Raw genomic sequence first — 25,576 nt, 5'->3', positions numbered from 1 at the left:
TCCCGGAACCACTTGTTCGGAAAGGACCCCATGCAACTCGAACACACACTGTCCGTTCCCGCACCGGTCGAGGAGGTGTGGACCGCCCTGCTGAATCCGGAGAAGGTCGCGCCGTGCATGCCCGGCGCGACGCTCACCGGCGTCGACGGCGACACCTTCACCGGGACCGTCAAGGTGAAACTCGGACCGGTGGCGCTCACGTTCAAGGGCACCGGCGTGTACGTGGAGAAGGACGAGAACGCCCGCCGGGCGGTCATCGAGGCCAATGCGAAGGACACCCGGGGCAACGGCACGGTGGCCGCGACGATCACGGTCGTCCTCACCGGCGACGGCGACCGCACCGACGGCACCGTGAAGACCGACATGAAGATCACCGGCAAACCTGCCCAGTTCGGGCGGGGAATGATTTCGGATGTCGGCGGCAAGATCCTCGAGCAGTTCGCGGACTGCCTGTCGAAGAAGCTCGGACCCGAGGCTGCGGCCCCCGCCGGGACGACCGCCGAGGCAGCCGAGTCGCAGCCCAACGAATCCGTGCCGGCGAGCCCGCCACTCACCACCGCGGGGTCGGGAGACGAGGCGCCCGGCGGCGCATTCGTCGGGCCCGGCGCCGGCGACGGCGACTCCGCGCAGACGCGGCCGAACGAGTCGGTGCCACCCAGCCCGGTGAGCGCCTCCCCGGCACCGGCGATGACGCCGGCGCCTCCCACGCCGTCGACGATTCCCTCCCCGGCCGCACCCCCGCAGCCCGAGGCCGAACCGCTCGACCTCATGCAGTACGCGAAGGGATCGGTCGTGACGCGGGTCGCGCCGGTGGGAGTGATCGCAATTCTCGTCGTGGTCATCGCGGTGATACTTCAGCGTCGATCGGGACGCTGACCTCGCCGGATCCACTCGAACGCTGCGGATCGGACCCCGTCGAACGGGCCGGTCCGCGGCGTTCGTCGTGGTCAGCCCGCCTGAGCTGCGACGCGCCGGCGCTCGACCACCGGGTCCAGTTGCGCTCGGAGCCAGGTGTGCGCGGGATCCGCATCACGTTCGGCGTGCCATACGGCGAATTCGCGCAGGGGCGGCAACGGGAAGGTCGGTTCGAGAATGCGCAGGGACGCCGCTTCTGCGAGGTGCCGGGCCATGCGCTCGGGGAGGAACGTGATCAGGCGTGTGTTCTCCAGTGCATACGGGAGAACCGCCAGGTTGCCGCTGGTCGCGCCGACCCGCGCCACCACACCGGCACGCAGTAACGCTCGACCGAGGTTGGTGTCCTCGGAGTACGGCGCATAGGACAGCAGTGGGTACCGACCGAGTACTTCGCGCGTGAGCTTCGTGCCGGTGTACGGGTGCCCGGACCACACCGCCCCGACGAATCTGTCGGACAGCACGACCCTCTTCCTGCAGTTCTCGAACTCCGGGGATTCGAGGACGTATTCCGGCAGGACGGCCAGGTCGATCTCGAATCGACGGAAGGCATCGAGTCCGGCGCCGTTGAGCGGCAGCAGATCGAAACGGATATCGGCCGGGGTGCTCCCCCGGACCAGCAGGCGCAGGAGGGTGATCTCTGCGTAGTCGCCGGTCATGATCGTGAAGGTGCGCGAATCCGTCGCGGGGTCGAAACCGGGTGCGGTCAGCACCGAACGTTCGAGGGTTCGCAACACCTCGCGGAGCGGTTCGACGATCGCCTGGGCCCGCGCGGTGGGCCGCAGCGTGCGGCCGCTCTTGACGAGGAGCGGATCGTCGAATTGCTTGCGCAAGCGTGCAAGAGCCGTACTCGTCGCGGGCTGCGACATGTTCAGGCGACGGGCCGCACGGGTCACATTGCGTTCGGAGAGCAGGACATCGAGTACGACGAGCAGGTTGAGATCGACCCGTCGCAGATCCATGTGCCCCCCTGACATCGAAACCCGGCGGAACGGGAAATTCCGGCGGCATCGTAACGCACGACCGTGATGTATACGCAAGGTCGGATACCAGCTATCGGACTTGGACAGTGATCTTGTGAGCGCCACGAAGTACTACCTACTCTGACCCCCGTCCTGACGGCAGCGAACCGTGATTCGCCCTGGCCCGAATTGCGAAGGCGACGTTCTTCCTCGCCGAAGTCCGTTTCGGCGGCCGCCGACTCAGGCATGCAGAGAGGTTCGGGGGCAGAACATCGTGGGTCTCATGAGTCGATTCCGGCGCCACACACCGGAGAACTGGCGTCTGTGGCGCAGGATGACCGTGGTCGTCGCCGTCCCCATCGTCGCCGCCACCCTGTACGGCTCGCTCCGTGTGTACGACCTGTACCAGGAGAACGACGCCTACAGCGCCGCTGCCGGGAACGTCTCGATCCTGCCGACCCTCGCCGATTACGCCACCAGCGTCACCGGTGCCGCCGCGGCGACGATCCTGTCCCTCCCCGTCGACAACGGCGCCCAGGTCGCCCGCGAATCCGCTGCGACCCTGCGCGATCACATCGACGGCAAGGATCTCGATCCGCAGATCGCCGCGATGATCAACCGCATGCTCGCCGAAGGCGAGAGCCTGCTCGCCAGCGCATCGTCGGGAACACTCGCGCCGACCGTGGCCAGCGAACGCGCCGAAGGATTCGTCAGCCGCGCCCAGGCCGCCTACCGCGCCATCACGACCACCACCGACGATCTCACCGTCCAGCGCGAGAGCGCGACACTCCTCGATCTGTGGGACACCCAGTGGTCCCTGCTCGACCAGGTCCTTGCGTACTCCGCACTCAGCACGGGAACCGACGGCGCCCTGCTCATGTGGAACAACGCACTCGGCGTCGAGTCCGCGCGACTGGCCGTCCTTCGCGACACCTTCGTCGAGAACGACGCCGCCGACGCCGCCCGGGTCGACGGCCTCATGTCCCAGCTCCAGAACCGCCGCAGCATCACCGCCGACCTCGACAACGACGAAGGCAACGTCGCCGCCCTGCGCGGGTCGATCTTCGAGAGTCTCATGGTCTACCAGGAGGAGGTCTCCGGTTCCGCGACCCGCGCGGTGGCCGTCCTCGACGATCTCGCGGCCGGAGCGCGCACCGAGGCTCTCAAGAACGCCATCGGTGTCGCGATCATCCTCCTGCTCGCCCTCACCCTGGCGATCGTGATCGCGATGTCGCTCGTGCGGCCGCTGCGCCGACTGCGCGACGACACCCTGCGCACCGCCGAACAGGACCTTCCTGCCGCCTTGGCCGCGATCAAGGAAGGTGCCGAAATCGAGTCCGTCACACTCGATCCGGTTCGCGTCCGCACCCGCGAGGAGATCGGTGAGGTCGCGCGCGCCGTCGACAACATGAAAGAGGGTGCCCTGCGTCTGGCCGGGGAACAGGCCCAGTTGCGACGGCAGGTGAACGAGATGCTCGAGACTCTCGCCCGCCGCAACAAGACACTCGTGGAACAGCAGCTGGCGCTTATCGATTCGCTCGAACACGAGGAGCGCGACCCGATGCGTCTGCAGAACCTGTTCGCACTCGACCACCTCGCCGCCCGCATGCGGCGCACGGGCGACTCGCTGCTCGTCCTCGCCGGCACCCGCCAACGCCTGGGCCGGGTCCCCGACACACGGCTCGTCGATGTCCTGCGCGCCTCCGTCTCGCAGGTCGAGAACTACCAGCGCGTGAACATCGGCAATGCACCGGAAGGCAGTCTGGTCGGCAGCGCAGTCACCGACGTCGTCCACATGATCGCCGAACTCCTCGACAACGCACTGCGTGCCTCACCGCCCGAGAGCAACGTGGCATTCGCGTTCTCGCGCGCCGTCGACGGCGGTCTTCTCCTCGAGATCGCCGACCGCGGAATCGGTATTCCCGCAGACGAACTCCTCGAGATCAACATGCGACTCGGTTCGGCCGGCGAAGCCGGATCCGGTGCCGCACGCCGAATGGGCCTGTTCGTGGTCGCGCGCCTCGCCGATCGGCACAACATCACGGTGCGGCTGCGTCCGACCTTCGACTCGACCTCCGACGCCGGCATCACCGCGAGCATCTACCTGCCGACCAGCCTGCTCAAGGGAACCGGCAGGAACTACGACGATCCGTACCGGATCGATCGGCCGCGCCGCCTGCCCGACCCTCCTCCGGAGCGCACCGAGCAGTACCGCACCGAGCAGTATCACGCCGACCCGGTGTCCGTGTCGCAGCCGACGGCCGGGAACCGGCAGCCCGCGGTCGCACACGTTCTCGCGACACCCGGGACGAGCCCGGGCATCCGACGCGGTCGACTGCACGAACGGCGAGTTCCCGGCGGCGCGGGACAGTGACAGGCAGTCTGCCGTCCCGGCTCGTGAACGGCGTCCTCACCCCCGTCACCTCGGAGCGCGCGGGCGACGACCGGTGACCCACTCGTGCGACAAATCCGGCACGGTGGGTATCCGGCGGGATAGAGTCGGACCTCGACCGTGCCGTATCCGAGGGAGCAACCCGTGAAACGCTTCGCGCGCACCACAGCACTTCTCACCGTGTCCGTATTCGCCCTGGCAGCCTGCTCCGGCGGCGGGGACGACGATCCCCTCGCCGGGGATTCGGCGGACGGCGGCGCGATCGTCGTCGGTTCGGCGAACTTCCCCGAGAACGTCCTGCTCGCGGAGATCTACTCGCAGGCGCTCGAGAGCGCAGGGTCCGAGGTCACCCGGCAGTTCAACATCGGCAGCCGCGAGATCTACTACGACCAGGTCGCATCGGGTGCCATCACGCTCATCCCGGAGTACAACGGCGCGCTTCTCGCGCGGGTCGATCCCGACAGCACGGCCACCACGACCGAGGATGTCGATGCGGCTCTGTCCGAAGCTCTTCCGGACGGACTCGAGATCCTGGCCTCCGCTCCCGGTGAGAACAAGGATGCCCTGGTCGTCACCGAGGAGACGGCGCAGCGGTACAACCTGACGAGCATCGCCGATCTCGCACCGGTCGCGGGCGAGCTCGCTCTCGGGGGTCCCCCGGAGTTCGAGACCCGGCAGCAGGGTGTCGTGGGCCTGCGTGAGGTGTACGGAGTCGAGTTCCGCGAGTTCGTGCCCACCGACACGGGCGGCCCCATCACCATCCGGGCGCTCTCGGACGGCACCGTGCAGGCCGCGAACATCTTCACCACCGACCCGTCGCTGAGCACCGAACCTTTTGTGGCACTGGAGGACCCGAAGTCGGTATTCGGAGCCCAGAACGTCACCCCGCTGGTGCATCGCGCCGATCTCGACGACGACGACGTCGCAAAGATCGATGCCGTGTCCGAGAAGCTCACCACCGACACCCTCGTCGCACTGGTCGGACAGGTGGTCACCGACGGCCGTGACATCGACGTCGTCGCCGAGGAATGGTTACAGCAGAACGATCTGAACTGACGGAAATCGGTGCCGCGTGATCACATTCGACAACGTCGAGAAGCGCTATCCCGACGGGACCGTCGCCGTCGACGGACTCTCGCTCGAGGTCCCGACGGGCACCCTGACGGTGTTCGTCGGGCCGTCGGGGTGCGGGAAGACCACCTCGCTACGCATGATCAACCGGATGGTCGAACCCACGGGCGGGCGTGTGCTCGTCGAGGGTCGCGACGTCCTCGACGAGGATCCCCGGATCCTGCGCCGCGGCATCGGATACGTCATCCAGCACGCCGGGTTGTTCCCCCACCGCACGGTGGTCGACAACGTCGCCACCGTGCCCCGGTTGCTCGGTGCGAGCCGTAAGGAGGCCCGCGCCACCGCGATGGACGTGCTCATGCGGGTCGGACTCGGAAAGGAACTGGCGCAACGCTATCCGGCGCAGCTCTCCGGTGGGCAGCAGCAGCGTGTCGGCGTGGCCCGCGCATTGGCGGCCGATCCCCCGATCCTGTTGATGGACGAGCCGTTCTCCGCGGTCGATCCCGTGGTCCGCAAGGACCTGCAGGACGAACTCCTGCGCCTGCAGTCGGTTCTGGCCAAGACCATCGTGCTCGTCACCCACGACATCGACGAGGCGATCAAGCTCGGCGATCGCGTGGCCGTCCTGCGGCCCGGCGGAGTGCTCGCCCAGTACGCGACGCCGGAGGAGCTTCTCACTGCTCCCGCCGACGACTTCGTCGCCGGCTTCCTCGGCATCGATCGCGGGGTGCGGCTCATGTCGTTCTTCTCGTCCGCCGACCTGCCCTTGCGCACGGATCCGATCGTCACCCGGGACGACGCCGAACTCGTCGTCGGCGACGGTCGCTGGACGCTCGTCGTCGACGACGAGAGGCATCCGGCAGGGTGGCTCGACGGCAGCGCCCGCGACGGAAATGCCGATACGGAATTCGTCCCGGTGGGAAGAGCATTCGTTCCCGGACGCGATCCACTGCGCGTCGTACTCGACGCGGCGGTGCTCTCACCGTCGGGTCATGCCGTGGCGGTGGACGACGACGGCCGCGTGCTCGGGGTGATCAGCGGTGAAGAGGTGGCGGCGGCGGCCCGCGCGGCCCACGACGGCCGGCAGTCCGGTGCCGCGCCTCGGCTCGAGATGCGGCAGTCGCCGTGAGCCTGCGCATTCCCGGTTACCTCGGGACGTTCTGGGAACTGCTCGGCGATCATCTCGTCATGGCGCTCGGCGCGTCGCTGCTCGGCCTGGTCATCGCGTTACCTCTGGGCCTGGCGTGTGTGCGGTGGCCGCGGGTGTATGCGCCGGTGCTCACGGTCTGCAGTGTGCTGTATTCCATTCCGTCGCTTGCCTTCTTCGTGCTGCTCATCGCGTTCACCGGGATCAGCCGGACCACGGTGATCCTTCCGCTCGCCGTCTACGCACTGGCGGGACTCGTCCCCAATGTCGTCGACGGGTTGCGCGCCGTACCGGACAGTGTGCGCCAGTCGGCGGTGGCGATGGGGTTCTCGACACCGCGCCGGCTGCTCACCGTCGACCTGCCGCTGGCGATCCCCGCGGTCATTGCCGGGCTGCGTGTGGCCACGGTAGCGAACATCAGCATGGTGAGCGTCGGGGCGCTGATCGGCATGGGAGCCTTCGGTGCGCTGTTCACCGCGTCGGTCCAACTCGACCGGCTCGATCTGGCGATCATCGGCATCGTCGCGACCGTCGTGATGGCGCTGGTCGTCGACGCGGTGCTCGTACTCGTCCAGCGCCTCACCACTCCGTGGATGCGTGGCACCTCGAGAGCGCGCCGATGACAACGTTGTTGCACTACCTCGCCGAGTACTTCGGTGACGCCGCGAACTGGTCGGGTGCTTCCGGGATCCCGACGCGACTGGCCCAGCACTTCGGGTACACGCTGCTCGCGTTCGTGATCTCCGTTCTCCTCGCGTTGCCTCTCGGCCTGTGGACCGGGCACACGGGTCGCGGCGGTGTGCTCGTATCCCTCACGGCGAACGCCGCACGCGCTCTCCCCACCTACGGCCTGCTCGTGCTGCTGGTGGTGCTGTACGGGATCGGACTGGTACCGGTGCTGGTGCCGCTCGTGGCACTCGCGATCCCGCCCGTCCTGCTGAACTCCTACGAAGGGATCCGCGGGGTCGACCCGGCGCTGACCGATGCCGCCCGAGGAATGGGGATGACCTCGTCCCAGATCCTCCTGCGGGCCCAACTACCGGTCGCACTGCCGCTCGTGCTCGTCGGTATGCGTACCGCCGCCGTCCAGATCGTCGCGACCGCGACCATTGCCGCGGCGGTGAGTTTCGGTGGAGTGGGAAGACCGATCGTGGACGGTCTCGCACGCAGCGACTATGCACTGGTCGTGGGCGGTGCCGCTCTCGCCGGGATCTGCTCGTTGCTGGTGCTCGCGATCTTCGCCGTCCTCGGTCGGCTGCTCGTCTCACCCGGCGTCCGCGCCTCACGGGACTAGCCTCGGACGCTCTCCGGCGCCCTGGGCGGCCCGGAAACCTGTCGGTGGCCCGGAGCACACTACGAGTAGAGACGAAGTCCTATCGAGGAGGCGCAGGTGCGATGTATGCGCAACGCGAAACCTACTTCGGCTGGACGTCTCGGCGCGTACCTCTGTACGCCGCCGCGCAGCTCCCGGCTAGACCTGCCGCACCCGGTTCGAGCGTCCCTTCCCACGACGAGAGCGTTCCCTCCGGTGTGACGCTCGACCGGCTCCTGCCCGAGTCCCTGCTGCACGGCCGTCTGGTCGCGTATCACGACGCAGGCGAGGACAGGGACTACGTGGCCGTGACGGTCGGTGCGGTCGCGGGTGAGACCGATGTGCCGGTACGGGTTGCTGCGGAGGAGATGCTCGTGCTGTCCGCGGCCCGTAGCGTGGCGAACGGGATCCTCGTCGGCACGGAGGACGACGATCTCGACGAGCTGGAGGTCGACCGTCAGCTCCGCTTCGGCGGACCGGTTCGCGACCTGCTGGAATACATCGGCGCGAGGTCGGTCGTCGTCGATTGGAGCCCTGCCGTCGCGTGACGCGGCCGAAACCACGCTATCGCGGATGTGTGACGCGCCGATACATACATCTGCAACGACTCGGCTTTCAGTGGTACCGTCATTAGCGTCCCCGTGACCAAACCGTAATAATTCGGGGACTATCGCAGCCCCTGGATCGGGTACCCGATCGCTCGGGTTCCGCCGGGAGGTGACCGGAGGTAGCGATGCCGGACTGGTAACTACGCCCGTCGGGGGCAGCCCGGCATCGCCACTTCCGCCTCGGTCGACCGAAACTCGGTTCTCCGAGACCGACGAAACTCAGTTCTCCGCGATAGACACAGCAGCGCTCATCGCCGCCAGAGCCGCCGGCGCTTCGACCGCGAGGAGATGACCCGCGTCGGGAATCTCCACGAAATGCGCTCCCATGTCGTCGGCCAGCTTGCTCAGCGCGTCGACCTGCACGAGAGGATCCTTGACGCCCACGACCACCTCGACCGGATGCCCGCGCCAGCGACGCAGTACGGCTCGATCGAGGCGGGGCAGATTCGTCAGCGACGTGCAGTACGCACCCACGCGGCAGGACCACCGCAGAGTCTGCTCGTCGGGGCGGTAATCGCAGCCCGCGAGCGCCCGGAGGTAGCGCTCGGTGTTCTCGAGATTGGGTTCGTTGCGCCACTGCAAGCCGGGGATGAGGGCGCGGTGCCACCGGACGCGCGGAACGAGTCCCAGCGGCGCGCCGATCACCAGCTTCTCGATCCTGTCGAGATCCTCCACCGCGGCCGCCACCGACGCCGACCAGCCGAGACCGATCACGGGAACCCGCTCGACGCCGAGTGCGTCGAGGACCTCGACGAGCCAGTGGCCGTAGACGGCGTGGATGCGACTGTCGGGCCGGCCGCCCGCACTCGCACCGGGCAGACCCGGGACGTCCACGAGCACGACCCGGTGCTGCTCACCGAACTGCTCGGCCAGCAGACGCAGCCCAGCCGCCGGAAGGTCGCCGCCCGCGAGCACCACGACCGGTGGTGCCGTCGCAGGACCCGTGGTGAGCACGTACGTCTCCCCCAGTGAGGTACGGGCGACGTGCTCCTTCACGGGACGCTTCCAATAGGTCAGCAGTCCTGCACACGCATGGTGGATCACGCTGTCGTCTCCGGGGCAGCGGTAGGGCGAACGTGTGAGCAACGCCATCATCCTCCTGCCCGGACGTTTCCGGGGACGAGGGATTCACGGGTGAACGGCATGAGTGGATCTTCTTTCGTGGGGTACGACCGTCTTTCGCCGACCAGCCTCCGGCACACCGCAGGACACCGTAGCCCAGTCTTCGGCAGGAACGCCACCCGTGGTTCCCGAGACTCCACAGGCGCCACTCGGGTCACTCTCGTGCCGAATGCCCCTTCATCCCTATGTCTCCAGGTCCTCCCAGGTGGCGTGGACCTGCGGCCGGAACCCGTGACCGGTGTCGGGCTCGGGCAGATGCCCCTCGGGGTCCACGACGACGACCTCCACCCCGTCGCGATGGAGCCGACCGATCATCTCCAGCAACAGACGTCGGCCCACGGGCAGCACCGTGCGGACGAGCGACAGGTCGAAGACCACGCGCTTCGTCTCCACCGGCTCGTCGACGACCGCCGTCACGAGCCCTTCGGCACTGGTGAACTGGAGGTCGCCCTGCAACTCCAGGAGGGTGAGAGCCTCCTCACCCTCGCCGATCACATGCCGTCTGCGCAACACCGAGTGCGAAACCATCGGCGCGTCCATCAGATGCAGATTCATGTCGCGGGACAGACGCCCGAAGGCCGCGACGCCCTGCACGCTGGTCCCGTGATCGTCGAGCCGCGGCGAGTACGCCGCAATACCCAACTGTCCCGGTAGGATTCCTATGATTCCTCCGGACACACCGCTCTTGGCCGGAATGCCGACGGTGGAGAGCCAGTCCCCCGCCGCGTCGTACATCCCACAGGTCGCCATCACCGACAGCACCTGACGCACGACATCGCGGGAGAGAACCTCCTCACACGTCACGGGTTGCACGCCGCCCGCCGCCAGTGTCGCGGCCATCATGGCGAGGTCCTTGGTGGTGACCGTCACGGAGCACTGCCGGATGTATCCCTCGACGATCTCGTCGGGATCGTCCTCGAACACTTCGTATCCACGAAGGAGGTTGGCGATAGCCACATTTCGGTAGGAGTTGCCGAGTTCCGACGCAGCGACCTTCTCGTCGATCACCAGCTCACGACCCGCCAGGGACGACAGCAGGCAGCGGATGTCCTCCACCGAGTCCTCGGGCCGCCGACCGTCGAGCACCAGAGCGTGAGCGGCGAGCGCGCCCGCGTTGATCATCGGATTCAGTGGGCGTCCCGTGTTGCGTTCGAGCGAGACCTCGTTGAACGCCTCACCGGACGGCTCGACGTCGATCACGTCGAGCACGGCGCCGAATCCCCTCTGCTGCAGTGCGAGACCGTAGACGAAGGGCTTCGAGACGGACTGGATCGTGAACTCGGTGTCGTCGTCACCCACGGAGTACATCGAGCCCTCGGCAGTGACCAGGGTGAGAGCGAACCGGTCCGGGTCGGCCCTCGCCAGTTCCGGGATGTAGTCGGCGAGTGCACCCGAACTGTCGGCACATCCTCGGAGCACTTCGGTCAGGTAGTCCGGCAACGGTGAACGCATATCCTTCATCGTGACCGAATCGGGCGCCCCCCGGGCGCGGAGTGACGAACGCGATTGAACCGCCCGGCGGACGGGTATGCGACCGTCATGACTGCCCTGTCGTCGGCACTGTCCGTGCCGTTCAGAGTGGGATCCGCGCTGCGCGGAGCACGCGTGTTCCACCCGCGCGGCGCGACCTTCGAAGGGGTCGCCGATCTCGGGCCCTGGTGGCCCCGGCAGATCCCTCGCCCCACCCCTGTGATCGCGCGGGTGTCGCGGGGCATCGGCACACCCGACGGAATGCCGGATGTGCTCGGCCTCGCGCTGCGTTTTCCTCTGAAGACCGGCCCGTGGGACGTCCTGTTCGCCTCGGCGTACCTGCCCGGCCGGGTGGCGCTGCTGCCGGCCCGCTCGTGGTCGAGTGCCCGCTACAGCACACTCATGGCCTACCGGACCGATGCCGACCCGACGCCGCGGTGGATCACTGCGGTTCCGCGAGGACGACATCCGTCCTCGACCACCTCCGTCGAGGCACTCGAGGTCCCACTCGAGTTCTCCCTGCTGGTGGGTTCGGCCCGGGGCTCGCTGGAACCGGCCGGTCGCCTGACTCTGAGCCGCCGACTGCCCGAGAAGGATTCCGAGCAACCCTCCTTCGATCCCACCGTCCACTGTCCCGGATTCGTCGATCCGTGGCCGGGATGGCTCGCCGAGACGCGGCGCGACGCCTACCGGGCGAGCCGGGCCGGACGAGGCGCCTCCCTCGCCCGGCCGCAGCACACCGTCAACTGATCACCGCATCGATCGTCTTCTTCAGCGCGGACGGCTGCGCCGGTGAGCGAGGGGCATCCTCTTTCATCTCGAGCATGCGGGCACCGATGTCCTGCAACTGTTTACGGCCCAGAGCTTCGCGCACCCTGGGGAACCACTCGTCCTCCTCCTCGTCGATGTGGTGCTCGACGTTCTCGATCAGGACCGTCGTCTTCGCATCGAAACGCTCTGCGTCCGGCTTCATTCCGGCCAATTCGACGATGAGTACATCGGCGACGTGGTGCTCCTCGTAGGATTCCAGGATGTCGTCTTCGAGATCGGGGAGCAGGGAGCGCACCTCGGGGTACATGCATTCGTTCTCGAGATAGGTGTGCACGGTGAGGGCTTCGATGATCTTGTCGACGATCTTGCCCTTCTCCTTCTCCCCCTCCGCCTTCCGGAAGTCGCGGAAGAGCTTCTTGATTTCCTTGTGATCTTCCTTCAGCAACACGATCGCGTCTGTGGACACGGTTCCTCCTGCGGCGTGAGCACTACTACCCCCAGCGGGCGTGGCACAGGAATACCCATCCGGGACAACATCACACGCGCACGCGATCCGCATTCGCCAGGATCGCCGAGCGCAGTGCCGCCTCCGGACCGGTGAGAACGGACCGGCGCGCGACGAGCACGAACTCGATGTCACCGGCGTCGGGGAGCAACCGCTGAGGATCGCGCACCGGAACGAGGCCGGGCGGAGGGAGCCGCTCGGCGTGCAGCACCACACCCAGCCCGGCGAGCGCGGCAGCGCGCAGACCGTTGAGACTGTCGGTCGTGCACGCCACGCGGACGCCACGTCCAGTGCGCTGAAGGACCTCGAGGGCGATGTCGCGAGTCAGGGCCGGGGGCGGATAGGACACCAGCGGTGTGGGCTCGTCCGGGTCGAGGACGTAATCGGGGGCGGAGAGGAAGACGAGGCGCTCGCGGAGGATCATCTCACCGTGGCGGCTGCCCGGTCGGCGCTTGCCGAAGACCAGATCGAGTTCGTTGTCGTCGAGCCGGCGCTGCAGATCCTCGCTCAGATCCACGGTGAGTTCGAGATCGATGCGGGGATGACTGCGACGGAACTCGGCGAGGATCGAGGGAAGCTCGTAGAGCACCAGATCCTCGGAGACCCCGAAACGCAGCCGGCCGCTGAGCGGCGACTCCGAGAAGTGCCGGCGGGCGGCATCGTGGCGATCGAGGATCTCGCGGGCGAAGGCGACCATGTCGGCCCCGTCGGCCGTGAGCTCGACGTTGTGCGTGTCGCGGACGAAGAGGCGGCGCCCGATCTCCTTCTCGAGTCGTGCGACGTGCTGACTGACCGTCGACTGCCGCAGGCCGAGCCGCTGGGCGGCCGCGGTGAAGCCGCGCTCCCGCTCGACGGCGAGGAAGCTCCGTAGATGCACCGGATCGAACACGACCCCATTTCATCACGAATCGCGATTACAGAAAACGCGGTGACCGCCTTCTGTAATGACCTCCGGCTGCCGTACCGTCGATTCGTGCTCTCCAAGATCCCCGTGCTCGGACGGCTCGACCCGTTCCTGCTCGCCATCCTCGCCACCGTCGCCGTCGCTGCTCTGCTGCCCGCCGACGGGGTCGTACTCGACGGTGTGAACTGGGCCGCCAAGATCGCCATCGGGTTGCTGTTCTTCCTGTACGGCGCGCGCCTGTCCACGCAGGAGGCCATCGAGGGTCTCGGGCACTGGCGTCTGCACCTGACGATCCTCGCCACGACCTTCGTCGTCTTCCCGCTGCTCGGCCTGGCCGCCGAGGTGCTCGTGCCGTCGATCCTGAGCGACCCGCTCTATCTCGGCGTCCTGTACCTGTGCCTGCTGCCGTCCACGGTGCAGTCGGCCATCGCACTCGTCTCGGTGGCGCGCGGCAACATCCCGGGCTCGATCGTCTCGGCCAGCGCCTCGAGCCTCATCGGTATCTTCGCGACGCCGCTGCTGGTCGCGCTGACGATGTCCACGCAGGGCGTTCGCTTCAGCGGCTCGGCCGTGCTCGACATCGTGCTGATGCTGCTCGTGCCGTTCGTCGCAGGTCAGTTCCTGCGGCGCTGGATCGGCGGCTGGGTGAAGGCCCACGGCAAGCCGCTCAAGCTCGTCGACCGCGGATCGATCATGCTGGTCGTGTACGTGGCCTTCAGCCGGGGCATGAACGAAGGCATCTGGTCGATGATCTCGGTCGGTCGCCTGTTCGCCCTCGTCGGTGTGTGCGCGGTGCTGCTCGCAATCGTGCTCGCGCTCACCTGGTATTCGTCGCGCGGACTGGGTTTCGAGCATCAGGACCGTGTCGCGATCCTCTTCTGCGGTTCCACCAAGTCCCTCGCCACCGGTCTGCCCATGGCGATCGTGCTCTTCCCCGGCCAGCCCATCGGCCTGATCGTGCTGCCACTCATGCTGTTCCATCAGATGCAGCTCCTGGTGTGTGCGGTCCTCGCCGGGCGGTTGGCGAAGAAGACACCGGAAAGCCTCGCAGTCGTGTGACAGAGCACCTGTCCGACAGAAGGGATGCGACGAGACGACGACCGCCCCCTCGAACGACGCCGTGTCCGAGCCGGTGGAGCTGGAGGTCATCCGGTACGAGGTCGAGCCCCGTGGCGCCGCCCGGCGCAACGGTGTGGCCGGACAGCTTCACCCTCCGGATCCGTGTGCAGATTCGACATCTGTCAATATAGACAGATGTCGAATCAAGATCTCGCGGGCGACGACGTGTGTGGCTCTCCACTCGTGCGCGAACCCTTGACAGGGGCTCGCGCCGCCGACCTCGCCCGGATGTTCAAGGCACTCGGCGATCCGGTGCGCCTGCGGTTGCTGTCGCTCGTCGCGAGCCATGCCGGCGGTGAGGCGTGCGTATGCGACATCTCGGGCTCGTTCGATCTGTCCCAACCGACGATCTCGCACCACCTCAGAGTTCTGCGCGAGGCGGGCCTGCTCGAGTGCGAGCGTCGCGGAACGTGGGTGTACTACCGGGTGGTTCCGGCCGCACTACGACAACTCTCCGATGTGCTCGTGACCGAATCGGCCGGGGTACCCGCATGAGGGAGCGCACTGCTGTGGACAGCCCCGTCATGGGCAGGATGTCGACACTCGATCGCTTCCTTCCCCTCTGGATCGGCACCGCCATCGTCATCGGCCTGCTGCTCGGGCGCACGGTTCCCGGACTCGGAGAAACCCTGGGCTTCATCGAGATCGACGGAATCTCGCTGCCGATCGCCCTCGGTCTTCTGATCATGATGTATCCGGTGCTGGCGAAGGTGCGCTACGACCGTCTCGACACCGTCACCGGCGACCGCACCCTGTTGATCTCGTCGCTGATCCTCAACTGGATCGTCGGTCCCGCACTGATGTTCGCGCTGGCGTGGCTGATGTTGCCGGATCTGCCCGAATACCGTACCGGTCTGATCATCGTCGGTCTCGCACGCTGCATCGCGATGGTGATCATCTGGAACGACCTGGCGTGCGGCGACCGGGAGGCTGCTGCCGTGCTGGTCGCGATCAACTCGGTCTTCCAGGTGATCATGTTCGCCGCCCTCGGCTGGTTCTATCTGTCGGTGCTGCCCGGATGGCTCGGCCTCGAGCAGACCGGACTCGACGTCTCCCCGTGGCAGATCGCGAAATCCGTGCTGATCTTCCTCGGGATCCCACTCGTGGCCGGTTTCCTCACCCGTCGTGTCGGCGAAAAGGCCAAGGGCCGCAGCTGGTACGAGCAGACCTTCCTTCCGCGTATCGGACCGTGGGCACTGTACGGGTTGCTGTTCACCATCGTGATCCTGTTCGCGTTGCAGGGCGAGCAGATCACTTCACGACCGCTCGACGTCGTACGCATCGCCCTGCCATTGCTGGCGTACTTCGCGATCATGTGGGGGAGCGGGTATCTGTTCGGTGCTGCCCTGGGACTCGGCTACGAACGCACCACCACACTTGCCTTCACCGCCGCGGGAAACAACTTCGAACTCGCCATCGCCGTCGCGATCGGCACGTTCGGGGTTGCGTCCGGGCAGGCCCTGGCGGGAGTCGTCGGCCCTCTCATCGAAGTGCCCGTCCTCGTCGCACTCGTCTACGTGGCTCTGGCTCTGCGCACACGTTTCGCCACACGCGCCGGAGGTGTGTCGTGACCGCTGTTCCGTCGGTGCTGTTCGTGTGCGTCCACAATGCCGGTCGGTCCCAGATGGCAGCCGGATTCCTGAGCCACCTCGCGGGGGGACCGCATCACCGTCCGTTCCGCCGGGTCCGCGCCTGCCGACGAGGTGAACCCTGCTGCGGTCGCAGCGATGGCCGAGGTCGGAATCGACATCTCCGGCGAGAACCCGAAGATCCTCACCGCCGACGCCGTGCAGGCCTCCGACGTCGTGATCACAATGGGGTGCGGCGACACCTGCCCGGCGTTCCCCGGCACCTCGTACCGGGATTGGGCGCTCGACGACCCGGCCGGACGAGGAATCGACGCCGTGCGTCCGATCCGTGACGAGATCCGGGCGAAGGTCGAAGCTCTGATCGCCGAGCTGACATCGCCGGCATGATCGAGTTCGACGACCGCATCCACCGGGTACCCACAGGTCTGTCACACTGGGCGCCCGCGTAGGGCGCTCGGTGTGGACGCCCGTCGTTCCCGGCATGCTCCGGACACCGCGTTGCACGTCATCGCAGGTCCGGTAGCGTTCCGAGACGACTCGTAATTGCGTGTCGGTCGATCGGCTCGGTGCAGCCGAACTGTGGGAGGTTCCCGTGGCTGGTGGTCTCGTCGCCCTTCTGGACGACGTCGCGGTACTTGCGAAGGCAGCCGCGGCATCCATAGACGACATCGGCGCTGCGGCCGGCAGGGCGAGCGTCAAGGCAGCGGGCGTGGTCGTCGACGACACGGCCGTTACCCCTCGCTACGTGCACGGGTTCACCCCCGATCGCGAGCTGCCGATCATCCGCAAGATCGCGATCGGGTCGATCCGCAACAAGCTGCTGATCATCCTGCCGGTCGCGATGATCCTGAGTCAGTTCCTCCCGCAGGCCCTGCCGTATCTGCTCATCGCCGGCGGTCTGTTCCTCTGCTACGAGGGCGCCGAGAAGGTCTACGAAGCACTCACCGGCGGTCACCACGAAGAAGAAACCACCGCGGCGGAGAAGGGCCCCGAGTTCGAGAAGGCCATGATCGGCGGCGCGATCCGCACCGATCTCATCCTGTCCGCCGAGATCATGGTGATCTCGCTGGCCTCGGTCGAGGACGAACCCTTCCTGACCCGTCTGCTCGTCCTCATCGTCGTCGCCGTCCTCATCACCGTCCTGGTGTACGGCGTGGTCGCCCTGATCGTGAAGATGGACGACGTCGGCCTGGCGCTCGCGAAACGGAAGTCCACCTTCGCTCAGCGCGTCGGTCGCGGTCTCGTCACGGCGATGCCCAAGCTGATGACCGTTCTCACCGTTGTCGGTATCGCCGCCATGCTGTGGGTCGGTGGGCACATCCTGCTCGTCAACGTCGGCGAGGCCGGATTCCACTGGCCCGCCGATCGCCTGCACGACCTCGAGCACTGGTTCGGCGAACTCGTGCACGGCGGATTCGGCGGCGTTCTGTCGTGGACGGCGGGGACGATAGCGTCGGCCGTCGTCGGTCTCGTCGTGGGCGCGATCGTCGTGCTGATCATGCACCTGATCCCGCGGCGGAAGAAGGCCGACGCCGCGCACTGACACACGAGTCGCTCGGCCGAACAGGTCACTCCGGGGCTCGGCCCCGGACCGACCACGCGAACGCCCTCATGAGACCGGGATCCTTGACGCCGCGCTCGGCTTCGATACCGCTGGAGACGTCGACACCCCACGCCCCGGACGTGGCGATCGCCTTCTTCACATTCTCCGGATTCAGTCCGCCGGCCAGGATCCATCGACCGGACGGCAGAGCACTGCGATCCTGCCAGTCCCACGTCTTGCCGGCACCGGCGACGGCGCCGTCGACGAGCAGCAGGTCGGCACCGAAGTCCTCGGACAGTGCCTCGGCTCCTCCGGTGTTGACCGCGCGGATCACCGTCAGCCCGGCGTCGTGCAATATGCGTACGTCGTCGGCCGACCGCAGGTCGTGCACCTGGACGTGGTCGAGATCGGCGGCGCGGGCGGTCGCGATGATCTCGTCGAGCGGCATCTTCACGTAGACGCCGACCGCGAGTGTTCCGGCGGGCACGCGGGTGCGAAGGGCTGCAGCCCGGTCGGGGGGGATTCGACGGGGACTCTCGGCGAAGACGAAACCGACCGCGTCGACATCCAGTTCGACGGCGAGATCGACCGTCGCCTCGTCCTGCAATCCGCACATCTTGATGAACGTCATCGTCTGCCTTCCCACCGGTCCGCCACGTCGAGGATAGGCCCGGCAGTGACGCAGACGATCGCCGCGCCTACCGCGACAACTCGTCGGCCAGGTCGGCGGGAACGGTCATGGGCGTGGTCAGCCCTGCACTCACTCGTCCCGTGTTGCCCTCGGGATATCGTCCCGTCCACGAGCCTGGGGCAGCGACGAGGATTCGCACCACCTGCCCGAGCGCCTCCCGCCGATCACGTTGCCGCAATGCGAGGGCGAGCATGGCCACGTGATTGCACGTGTGCAACCACGGATCCGGCTGGGACGCAATGTGGGCACGCTCGAGGTGACGCCACCGATCCTCTGCTTCTGCAGCATTTTTCGCTGCGTCCATCTCGTGCCGATACACCTCACGAGCCCTGTCCGTCATTCGTGCCTTCATCGATGTCCGCCCTTCTCGTCGTCACAGCAATCGCAATGGGTTCCGGTTGCCGACGTAAGCAGCACTCGGGGTCGACCTCCAGCACGAGACCGATCAGGCCGTCGAGTGCATGCCCGATTCGGGGATCCGCCGACTCGTATCGATTCCGCCGACTTTCCGGACCGCGACCACCGATTCGCAACCCCACAGGCATGCCAGGTGATTCGAGAGGATCTGCCGGGAGACGCCGGCCTGTTCCGCGAGACCGGACGGATAGCCGGGCACCCACTCGTTTCGCGGATTCGATCAACGGCAGCAGTTCGGATCCAGAACGACCCTGAGCGCCTCGAGGGACTCGGATCGGGCGCGGTGATAGACGTTCATTCCGCGTCGCTCGGATTCGATCATGCCGGCCTTGCGCAGTTGTCCGAGATGATGGCTCACCGTCGATTCCGCAAGATCCACACCGGCTGCAAGATCGCAGGTACACACCGCGCCTTCGTCTGCGGTGAGCAGGATCGACACGAGTTTGATGCGCACCGGATCGGCCAGGGCCTTCAGCCTCAACGCGACCCCGAGGGCGGCATCGTCACTCATCGGTGCGGCCGATACCGGTGCGCAGCAGATCGGAGCGCGAACATCGATCACAGGCAGAGCTTTCGGCATGATTCGACTCTAGCTACCTTCTTGACATATGTCGAAATAGGGGAGGATCCTATGGAAGTAATTCGATATATGCCACACAAGTGGAGGCTGTCATGTCACGCATCCAGTTCGCCCTCAACGTCGACGATCTGCCCGAAGCGGTCGCCTTCTACTCGACACTGTTCGGCACCGAACCGGCCAAACTCGAACCGGGCTACGCCAACTTCGCGATCGCCGATCCACCGTTGAAACTGGTGCTGTTCGAGAACCCGGGCAAGGGCGGCACGATCAACCATCTCGGGGTCGAGGTCGACTCGTCCGAGAAGGTGCACACCGAGATCGCCCGTCTGACCGAAGCCGGCCTGTTCACCGACGAGGAGATCGGCACGACCTGTTGCTACGCCACCCAGGACAAGGCGTGGGTCACCGGACCGGCGGGGGAGAAGTGGGAGGTGTACACCGTCCTGGCAGATTCGGAGACCTTCGGGTCGAGCCCACAGCACCTCGACGGTCCGCAGGAATCCGGCAGCGGAGCCTGCTGCACGGCCGGCGCCCCGGACGAGCAGCAGGACGACAACTCCACGTCGAAGGCCGACGCAACCTCCTGCTGCTGAGCACCTTTCGCTACGAATCTCGCAGAGTCAGGACGAGGGATGTCGCCTCCCCCCAGGGCGAGGCGACAACTCGGATCAACCTCGCGCCATGTCCACGAACCGCGACAGGTGCAGCTGGTGGGCAACAGTGATGGTTGCGGTCGGGCCGTTACGGTGCTTGCCGACGATGAGGTCGGCCTCGCCACCACGCGGGTCGTCGCGCTCGAACGCATCAGGGCGGTGCAGCAGGATGACCATGTCGGCGTCCTGCTCGAGGCTGTTGTGCACCGCGATGCCGTCGGCGACGAAATTGTGTGTGCCGGGCACCGTTCCGTCGTAGACGTCCTGTTCGCCGAGGCTCGTGATCGAGACGATCTCGTCCCAGAACACGTTGTTGGTGGCGACCATGTCGATGTCGGCCGTGTCGAGGACGTCGGCGACCCGGGCAAGTCGCGAGCGTGCGCCCGTGGCGGTACGCGGGGTGGGGGATGCGACCGGCCCGATCGGGGCGAGCTGCTCGACCGCCAGAAGTTCGCCGAGCTCGGCTTCGATCTCGGGCGTGACGGTGTCGGGGCTGTGCTTGACGAGCTTCGGGCCGAGCTGCGCCAGGACCCACTGCGCCGCGGTTCCGTGCTTGCCCACGTCGTGGAGGAAGACCGCCTGGTTCTCCGCCCCGGCGACCGTGACGTCCCAGCCGCCACCGGCGTCGGTGATCCGCGCGAACACGCCGATGCGCAGGAGCAGGCGAGCGAGATCGTCGGCGAGACGACGGTCCGCCGACCGGTAGCGGACGACGGCGCGGGCGGCCCCTGCGTCCCAGGCGACCTCACCGCCGTCTTCCCAGATGTGGCAGACCAGCTCGGCGACCTGCTCCTTGGGGAGCGAGAACGCGCGGGTGGGGACCGGTCGGCCGGCCACGGCGGTATCTGCGAGAGCGGCCACCTCGTCGTCGGACGCGGGCATGACGTCGAGGGGTGCGGGCACCGCGCGCGGCACTGCGACGCGCTCACCGGCGATCAACTCGCCCAGCGGCATCCACCCGTCGATGGTGAGGAAGGGATGGTTCGCCGTGGCGTCGACACGGCGCCCCGAGGCCAGCTCCAATCGGAAGACTTCCTTACGTCCGCTGGGGAAGACCTTCACCATCGGCCGGACGACCATCCGCATGCGTTCGTCGAGCGACCACACGAGGGGCTCCTCGCCCGACTCGAGCAGTTCGCCGAGCGGGACCTCGGCACCGGTGTCGGCGCGCATGATGCGCGTGGATGCCGGCAGGCAACCCGACTCACGAAGATCGGAGACCTGCGGCCGCTTGTCGGTGCGCTGCTCCGGGCCACGGTTGAGCTGACACACCGCGACGACCGGAACCTCGAGCTCCTTCGCCAGAAGCTTGAGGCTACGGGAGAATTCGGAGACCTCCTGCTGACGCGACTCGACCTTCTTACCGGACGACATGAGCTGCAGGTAGTCGATGACGATGAGACGAATGTCGTGTTTCTGCTTGAGCCGCCGCGCTTTTGCGCGAATCTCCATCATCGTGAGGTTCGGTGAGTCGTCGATGAACAACGGCGCCTCGCTGATCTCGCTCATGCGGCGGGCGAGGCGCGTCCAGTCGTCGTCCGTCATGCGTCCGGATCGCATGTCGCCGAGCTTGATCTTCGCTTCCGCGGACAGCAGACGCATGACGATCTCGGTCTTGCCCATCTCGAGAGAGAAGATGACCGACGCCATGCCGTGCTTGATGGAGCACGACCGCATGAAGTCCATGCTGAGCGTGGAGTTGTGCGTGGGCACCATCGCGCGACCCGCGAGGTACATGTGGTCGCCGTCGACCTCGACGCACCGCACCGGGACCGACGGAACCGGGCGGACGGCGACGACGCGGCGCCCACGCGGCACCTCAGCACGGCATTCCTTGTGCCGCACGGCCTTACTGGGCAACACGAAGACGTCGTCGTCGGCGGTGAAGGAGATCTCGACGCCGTCGAGAGCGGGTGCGTAACCGAGACCTGCGAGGAGCTCGGCGACGCCCTGCGCCAACTGCTCGGACGAGCCGACGAACCGGATGGTGCCGTCGTCGTCGATTTCTCCACCGGCGTCGAGCAGACCCGCGAGGAGTTCGCGGCGTTGCTGTTCGGATGCCCGCTGGTACCCGGCGGGGATGTGGGCACCGAGGGCGACGAGGGCGCTGGTGAAGCCGCCCTCGCCTTCGACCCGCATGTGCAGCTCGGGATCGGCCGACGGACCGCCGAGCCACGCACCGAGCGTGAAGGGGGAGACCGGCAGTTCGACGGCGGGAAGCGCCAGGGGAGCGGCATTGGCGATATCGTGCCGCGCCTCGGCGGTGGCGACGAGTTCACCGGTGGTGCGGATCGCGCCGTCGCCGGTGCGCCACTGGTGCTGCTCGTCGGCGACGATCACAGTGCCGTCGGAGAACACGACGTCGAAGCACGGACGGCCGTGCATCACCTCGGTGGCGGCGAGGACGCGCGTAGGTCGGCCGTCGGCGCCGAGGAGTTCGTCGCCCACGCCGACCTCGCCCATGGTGGTCCAGCCGGTGGGGGTGGGCAGGGGGGTGTCGAGCGCGAGGGCCTTACCCACACCGGGGCGGGCGGCGACGATGATCATCTGGCCGGCGTGCAGCCCGTTGGTGAGCTCGTCGAGTTCGGCGAAGCCGGTGGGCACACCGAGGGAGATGCCACCGCGACTGGCGATGGAGTCGATCTCGTCCATCGTGGGCTGCAGAAGTTCTTCGAGCGGCACGAAGTCTTCGGTGGTGCGTCGTTCGGCGACCTCGAAGACCTCGGCCTGTGCGCGGTCGACGACCTCGGCGACATCCTGACCTTCGGCACCGGCGTAGCCGTACTGGACGATGCGGGTGCCGGCCTCGACGAGCCGTCGCAGGACGGCCTTCTCGGCGACGATCTCGGCGTAGTAGCCGGCGTTGGCCGCGGTGGGCACGGTCTGGGTGAGTGTGACGAGGTAGGCGGCTCCGCCGAGACGCTTGAGTTCGCCGCGCCGGTCGAGTTCGGCCGACACGGTGACCGGGTCGGCGGGTTCGCCACGGCTGTAGAGATCGAGGATCGCGTCGTACACGGCCTGGTGAGCGGGCCGGTAGAAGTCGCCGGGCCTCAGTACCTCGAGAACGTCGGCGATGGCGTCCTTGCTCAGCAGCATGCCGCCGAGCACGGACTGCTCGGCCACGAGATCCTGAGGGGGCTGGCGGCCGAAGTCTCCACTCGGTTCCTCGGGAGGTCCCGAATATTCGGGATTACCACGATCGTCAACGACGGCCACTGCAGTGCCTGCCTTCCTCCACATGTCCCCACTCGGTGCGCTGCGCACCGGCGGATACCTGCACGCACTCCCGGTGTCGGTACCCGGGGTTTCGTGTCCGGTTCTACTCGCCCCTACCGACATCCTGTGTGTGGAGTCGTGCGCCCGACGTTAGGGATCTGGATGATCGTCCACAACTCGGGTTGTGCACACACTTGGGGATGAATTGTGGAAAGGGGAGGACAGGGTTGTGCACCGGATGTGCACAACCTGGGGACAACACATCTCACATCTCACATCTCCGCAGGTAGAAAGCAGAAAATGGCTTTTCACACCTGTGGAGGAAAAGAATTTCGGCGTGTCGCCGGGCCGGGCGTGTTCACCCTTTCGTTCCCCGAACGACATTCCGAGGAGTCACAACGGTGTGGTTTACCCCCCGGTTTATCCACAGGCTGTGCACAGACGACGAGGAGCCCCACGCCAAGCAGGCGCGGGGCTCCTCGGGAGGCCGGAATCAGGCAGCCACGACGTTCAGAGTGAACTTCGCGGTGACGTCCGGGTGCAGCTTCACGACGATCTGGTGCTTACCGGTCGCCTTGATGTGAGCCTTGGGCAGCTCGACGATGCGCTTGTCGACAACCGGGCCACCGGCAGCCTTGAGAGCACCGGCGACATCGGCAGCGGTGACCGAGCCGAACAGCTTGCCCGAGTCGCTCGAGGTCTTGACGCTCAGCGAGACGTCCTCGAGGCCCTCGATGGCGGTCTTGAGCTCCTGGGCGTGCTCGAGACCACGCACGGCGCGAGCCTCCTGAGCACGGCGGATGCCCTCGACCTGCTTCTGGGCACCGCGGGTGGCAACGATCGCCAGGCCGCGGGGCAGCAGGTAGTTGCGGCCGTAGCCGTCCTTGACCTCAACGGTGTCGCCAGGCGCACCGAGGTTGTCCACGTCAGCAGTAAGGATGAGCTTCATCGTGTCCCTCCCTTTCCTCAGCGAGTCGTCGAGACGTAAGGGAGCAGAGCCACCTCACGAGAGTTCTTCACAGCAACAGCGACGTCGCGCTGGTGCTGCACGCAGTTGCCGGTGACGCGGCGAGCGCGGATCTTGCCGCGATCGCTGACGTACTTGCGCAGCAGCGTCGTGTCCTTGTAATCGATCTGCACGTTCTTTTCCTTGCAGAAGGTGCAGACCTTCTTCTTCAAAACCTTCTCGCGCGCGGGCGACTTAGGCATGGTCGTTCTCCGTAATTTTGGATGTTCCGATCGAGGTCGGATCAGAACGGAGGCTCGTCGTCCCCGGAACCGCCGAAGGAGCCCGACTGCGGGGCATCGCCCCACGGGTCGTCTCCGCCGACGTTCGTGTTCTGAGCGGGACGGCCACCGCCCGATCCACCGGAGGAACCACCGAAGCCTCCGCCACCGCCGCCGCGACCGGCCTTGGTGACCTTGGCCGTGGCGTAACGGAGCGAGGGGCCGATCTCGTCGACCTCGAGCTCCACGACAGTGCGCTTCTCGCCTTCACGCGTCTCGTAGCTGCGCTGCTTGAGCCGGCCCTGCACGATCACACGCGAGCCGCGAGTCAAGCTCTCGGCCACGTTCTCCGCTGCCTCACGCCAGATGTTGCAGCGCAGGAACAGAGCCTCGCCGTCCTTCCATTCGTTGGACTGACGGTCGAACACGCGGGGCGTGGATGCGACGGTGAAATTCGCAACCGCAGCACCCGCGGGGGTGAAACGCAGTTCGGGGTCGGCGGTCAGATTGCCGACCACGGTGATGACGGTATCGCCTGCCATGTGGTTCCTCCTGCAGTGTGGGGAGTCCTGATGCGCCAGAGCCTACGGCCCGGCGCCGACAGGCTCACTTGCCGTGGCGCAGAACCTTGGTGCGGAGCACCGACTCGTTCAGGCCGAGCTGGCGATCCAGCTCTGCAACGGCAGCAGGCGTCGCGCTGATGTCGACCACCGCGTAGATGCCTTCGCTGTTCTTGGCGATCTCGTAGGCGAGACGGCGCTTACCCCACACGTCGACCTTGTCGACCTTGCCGCCTTCCTGGCGAATGACGTTGAGGAACGTCTCCAGCGAGGGAGCGACGGTGCGCTCGTCCAGGCTGGGGTCCAGGATGATCATCAATTCGTAATGACGCATAAGACCTCATCACCTCCTATGGACTGTGAACGGTCACGGACGTTCCGTGACAGGAGGGTCGTTGCGTCAGCAACCCATGAAGGGTACACGACAGCCCGGCGACCAGCGAAATCGCCGGCCTTCGCAGGCAGAGGAATTGTCCTAGGGTGAGGACATGCGCACGAGTTCCGGGACCGTCTCGCTCGTCGCCGTCCTGACGTGCGCGGTGATGATGTGGTTCGGCTACCTGAACAAGGCCCGGTGCGCCGGCCCCACCTTCGACGCCGAGGGCCGCACGCTGCGGTTCGAGGACATCAAGGACGCGAACGTCTGCTATTCCGACATCCAGCAGTTGTGGATCGGCCGCGGTATCAACACGCACGTGTTCCCCTTCGTCGACGGGGGCATCACCTCCTCGGGAGCGCTGACCGGAGGCACCGTCGAATACCCCGTGCTCAGCGGGGTGCTCATGTGGGTCGGAGCGATCGGTGC

25 protein-coding genes and 3 pseudogenes are annotated in these 25,576 nt (G+C 66.7%); 14 read left to right on the top strand and 14 right to left on the bottom strand.

The window, feature by feature from the left end; genetic code table 11:
- The first annotated feature begins 30 nt into the window (after positions 1–30).
- On the top strand, positions 31–876 hold the full coding sequence (locus tag R1101_RS0101560; protein WP_016931731.1) for an SRPBCC family protein: 846 nt from the start codon (positions 31–33) through the stop codon (positions 874–876).
- 71 nt (positions 877–947) lie between these two features.
- Here R1101_RS0101560 and R1101_RS0101555 read toward each other — a convergent pair whose 3' ends face one another.
- On the bottom strand, positions 948–1,874 hold the full coding sequence (locus R1101_RS0101555) for a LysR family transcriptional regulator (RefSeq protein ID WP_016931730.1): 927 nt from the start codon (positions 1,872–1,874) through the stop codon (positions 948–950).
- A 283-nt stretch (positions 1,875–2,157) separates the two neighbouring features.
- On the opposite strand from R1101_RS0101555, the gene R1101_RS0101550 reads away from it, so the two are divergent.
- From R1101_RS0101550 to R1101_RS0101520, 6 genes are all read left to right on the top strand, one after another.
- Positions 2,158–4,248 carry a sensor histidine kinase gene (locus R1101_RS0101550; RefSeq protein ID WP_026002773.1) on the top strand — a complete coding sequence of 697 codons (2,091 nt, stop codon included), beginning with the start codon at positions 2,158–2,160 and terminating at the stop codon, positions 4,246–4,248.
- 162 nt (positions 4,249–4,410) lie between these two features.
- The gene (locus tag R1101_RS0101540) at positions 4,411–5,322 is read left to right on the top strand and encodes an ABC transporter substrate-binding protein (protein ID WP_016931728.1); all 912 of its coding nucleotides are present in this window, start codon (positions 4,411–4,413) and stop codon (positions 5,320–5,322) included.
- A gap of 16 nt (positions 5,323–5,338) precedes the next feature.
- The gene (locus R1101_RS0101535; protein ID WP_016931727.1) at positions 5,339–6,466 is read left to right on the top strand and encodes an ABC transporter ATP-binding protein; all 1,128 of its coding nucleotides are present in this window, start codon (positions 5,339–5,341) and stop codon (positions 6,464–6,466) included.
- The gene (locus R1101_RS0101530) at positions 6,463–7,107 is read left to right on the top strand and encodes an ABC transporter permease (RefSeq protein ID WP_016931726.1); all 645 of its coding nucleotides are present in this window, start codon (positions 6,463–6,465) and stop codon (positions 7,105–7,107) included. The genes R1101_RS0101535 and R1101_RS0101530 overlap by 4 nt, the downstream gene beginning before the upstream one ends.
- The gene (locus tag R1101_RS0101525) at positions 7,104–7,778 is read left to right on the top strand and encodes an ABC transporter permease (protein WP_026002772.1); all 675 of its coding nucleotides are present in this window, start codon (positions 7,104–7,106) and stop codon (positions 7,776–7,778) included. Before R1101_RS0101530 ends, R1101_RS0101525 begins: the two co-directional genes overlap by 4 nt.
- A 101-nt stretch (positions 7,779–7,879) precedes the next feature.
- Complete coding sequence (locus R1101_RS0101520) at positions 7,880–8,344, top strand: hypothetical protein (protein WP_026002771.1); 465 nt, start codon at positions 7,880–7,882, stop codon at positions 8,342–8,344.
- A gap of 279 nt (positions 8,345–8,623) precedes the next feature.
- Here the strand turns inward: R1101_RS0101520 and R1101_RS0101515 are convergent, their stop codons facing one another.
- Both R1101_RS0101515 and R1101_RS0101510 read right to left on the bottom strand, forming a co-directional pair.
- Positions 8,624–9,496, bottom strand: a complete 873-nt coding sequence (locus R1101_RS0101515) for an alpha/beta fold hydrolase (protein ID WP_037221925.1) — start codon at positions 9,494–9,496, stop codon at positions 8,624–8,626.
- A gap of 213 nt (positions 9,497–9,709) precedes the next feature.
- On the bottom strand, positions 9,710–10,978 hold the full coding sequence (locus R1101_RS0101510; RefSeq protein WP_016931722.1) for a glutaminase: 1,269 nt from the start codon (positions 10,976–10,978) through the stop codon (positions 9,710–9,712).
- Between the two features lie 87 nt (positions 10,979–11,065).
- Between R1101_RS0101510 and R1101_RS0101505 the strand changes: the two genes are divergently transcribed.
- Positions 11,066–11,746 carry a hypothetical protein gene (locus tag R1101_RS0101505; protein ID WP_016931721.1) on the top strand — a complete coding sequence of 227 codons (681 nt, stop codon included), beginning with the start codon at positions 11,066–11,068 and terminating at the stop codon, positions 11,744–11,746.
- Here the strand turns inward: R1101_RS0101505 and R1101_RS0101500 are convergent.
- Positions 11,739–12,233, bottom strand: a complete 495-nt coding sequence (locus R1101_RS0101500) for a hemerythrin domain-containing protein (protein WP_016931720.1) — start codon at positions 12,231–12,233, stop codon at positions 11,739–11,741. The two genes, R1101_RS0101505 and R1101_RS0101500, sit on opposite strands and share 8 nt — an antisense overlap.
- Positions 12,234–12,303: 70 nt before the next feature.
- Positions 12,304–13,161: a LysR family transcriptional regulator gene (locus tag R1101_RS0101495; RefSeq protein ID WP_016931719.1), complete on the bottom strand. Its 858-nt coding sequence runs from the start codon at positions 13,159–13,161 to the stop codon at positions 12,304–12,306.
- An 84-nt stretch (positions 13,162–13,245) separates the two neighbouring features.
- Here R1101_RS0101495 and R1101_RS0101490 point away from each other — a divergent pair, with 84 nt between their 5' ends.
- From R1101_RS0101490 to R1101_RS0101470, 4 genes and pseudogenes are all read left to right on the top strand, one after another.
- A complete protein-coding gene (locus tag R1101_RS0101490) occupies positions 13,246–14,235 on the top strand; it encodes a bile acid:sodium symporter family protein (RefSeq protein WP_026002770.1) in 990 nt (329 codons plus the stop codon).
- A 195-nt stretch (positions 14,236–14,430) separates the two neighbouring features.
- Positions 14,431–14,790: an ArsR/SmtB family transcription factor gene (locus R1101_RS0101485; protein WP_016931717.1), complete on the top strand. Its 360-nt coding sequence runs from the start codon at positions 14,431–14,433 to the stop codon at positions 14,788–14,790.
- A pseudogene (gene arsB / locus R1101_RS0101480) lies at positions 14,787–16,271 on the top strand (ACR3 family arsenite efflux transporter). The gene R1101_RS0101485 and the pseudogene arsB overlap by 4 nt, the downstream one beginning before the upstream one ends.
- A gap of 205 nt (positions 16,272–16,476) precedes the next feature.
- Entirely contained in the window at positions 16,477–17,427 is a 951-nt protein-coding gene (locus tag R1101_RS0101470) for a DUF808 domain-containing protein (protein ID WP_026002769.1), read from the top strand.
- Positions 17,428–17,452: 25 nt separating this feature from the next.
- Here R1101_RS0101470 and R1101_RS0101465 read toward each other — a convergent pair whose 3' ends face one another.
- From R1101_RS0101465 to R1101_RS0101450, 4 genes and pseudogenes are all read right to left on the bottom strand, one after another.
- Positions 17,453–18,058: a phosphoribosylanthranilate isomerase gene (locus tag R1101_RS0101465; protein WP_016931713.1), complete on the bottom strand. Its 606-nt coding sequence runs from the start codon at positions 18,056–18,058 to the stop codon at positions 17,453–17,455.
- A gap of 67 nt (positions 18,059–18,125) precedes the next feature.
- Positions 18,126–18,470 carry a DUF3703 domain-containing protein gene (locus R1101_RS0101460; RefSeq protein ID WP_037221918.1) on the bottom strand — a complete coding sequence of 115 codons (345 nt, stop codon included), beginning with the start codon at positions 18,468–18,470 and terminating at the stop codon, positions 18,126–18,128.
- Positions 18,439–18,731 (bottom strand): annotated as a pseudogene (locus tag R1101_RS25670) (helix-turn-helix domain-containing protein); the annotation flags it as partial. The pseudogene R1101_RS25670 and the gene R1101_RS0101460, both read right to left, overlap by 32 nt.
- Before the next feature lie 24 nt (positions 18,732–18,755).
- Entirely contained in the window at positions 18,756–19,115 is a 360-nt protein-coding gene (locus R1101_RS0101450; RefSeq protein WP_026002768.1) for an Rv2640c family ArsR-like transcriptional regulator, read from the bottom strand.
- Positions 19,116–19,207: 92 nt separating this feature from the next.
- Here R1101_RS0101450 and R1101_RS0101445 point away from each other — a divergent pair, with 92 nt between their 5' ends.
- Entirely contained in the window at positions 19,208–19,708 is a 501-nt protein-coding gene (locus R1101_RS0101445) for an ArsI/CadI family heavy metal resistance metalloenzyme (protein WP_026002767.1), read from the top strand.
- Between the two features lie 75 nt (positions 19,709–19,783).
- On the opposite strand, the gene dnaB is transcribed toward R1101_RS0101445, so the two are convergent.
- From dnaB to rpsF, 5 genes are all read right to left on the bottom strand, one after another.
- On the bottom strand, positions 19,784–22,984 hold the full coding sequence (gene dnaB / locus R1101_RS0101440; RefSeq protein ID WP_016931709.1) for a replicative DNA helicase: 3,201 nt from the start codon (positions 22,982–22,984) through the stop codon (positions 19,784–19,786).
- Between the two features lie 493 nt (positions 22,985–23,477).
- Positions 23,478–23,933, bottom strand: coding sequence for a 50S ribosomal protein L9 (rplI, locus tag R1101_RS0101435; RefSeq protein WP_026002765.1), 456 nt, complete (start codon positions 23,931–23,933; stop codon positions 23,478–23,480).
- Positions 23,934–23,950: 17 nt separating this feature from the next.
- Positions 23,951–24,193, bottom strand: coding sequence for a 30S ribosomal protein S18 (rpsR, locus tag R1101_RS0101430; protein ID WP_006550800.1), 243 nt, complete (start codon positions 24,191–24,193; stop codon positions 23,951–23,953).
- A 41-nt stretch (positions 24,194–24,234) separates the two neighbouring features.
- Complete coding sequence (locus R1101_RS0101425; RefSeq protein ID WP_006550801.1) at positions 24,235–24,753, bottom strand: single-stranded DNA-binding protein; 519 nt, start codon at positions 24,751–24,753, stop codon at positions 24,235–24,237.
- A gap of 64 nt (positions 24,754–24,817) precedes the next feature.
- Positions 24,818–25,105, bottom strand: coding sequence for a 30S ribosomal protein S6 (gene rpsF, locus R1101_RS0101420; protein WP_016931707.1), 288 nt, complete (start codon positions 25,103–25,105; stop codon positions 24,818–24,820).
- A 154-nt stretch (positions 25,106–25,259) separates the two neighbouring features.
- Here rpsF and R1101_RS25665 point away from each other — a divergent pair.
- Positions 25,260–25,576, top strand: a pseudogene (locus R1101_RS25665) (hypothetical protein); the annotation flags it as partial.

It is taken from the genome of Rhodococcus sp. R1101, from assembly GCF_000278445.1.
Taxonomy (GTDB): Bacteria; Actinomycetota; Actinomycetes; order Mycobacteriales; family Mycobacteriaceae; genus Rhodococcus; species Rhodococcus gordoniae.
Note: the sequence above shows the minus strand (reverse complement) of the source record. Positions and strands in the feature narration are given on the sequence as shown.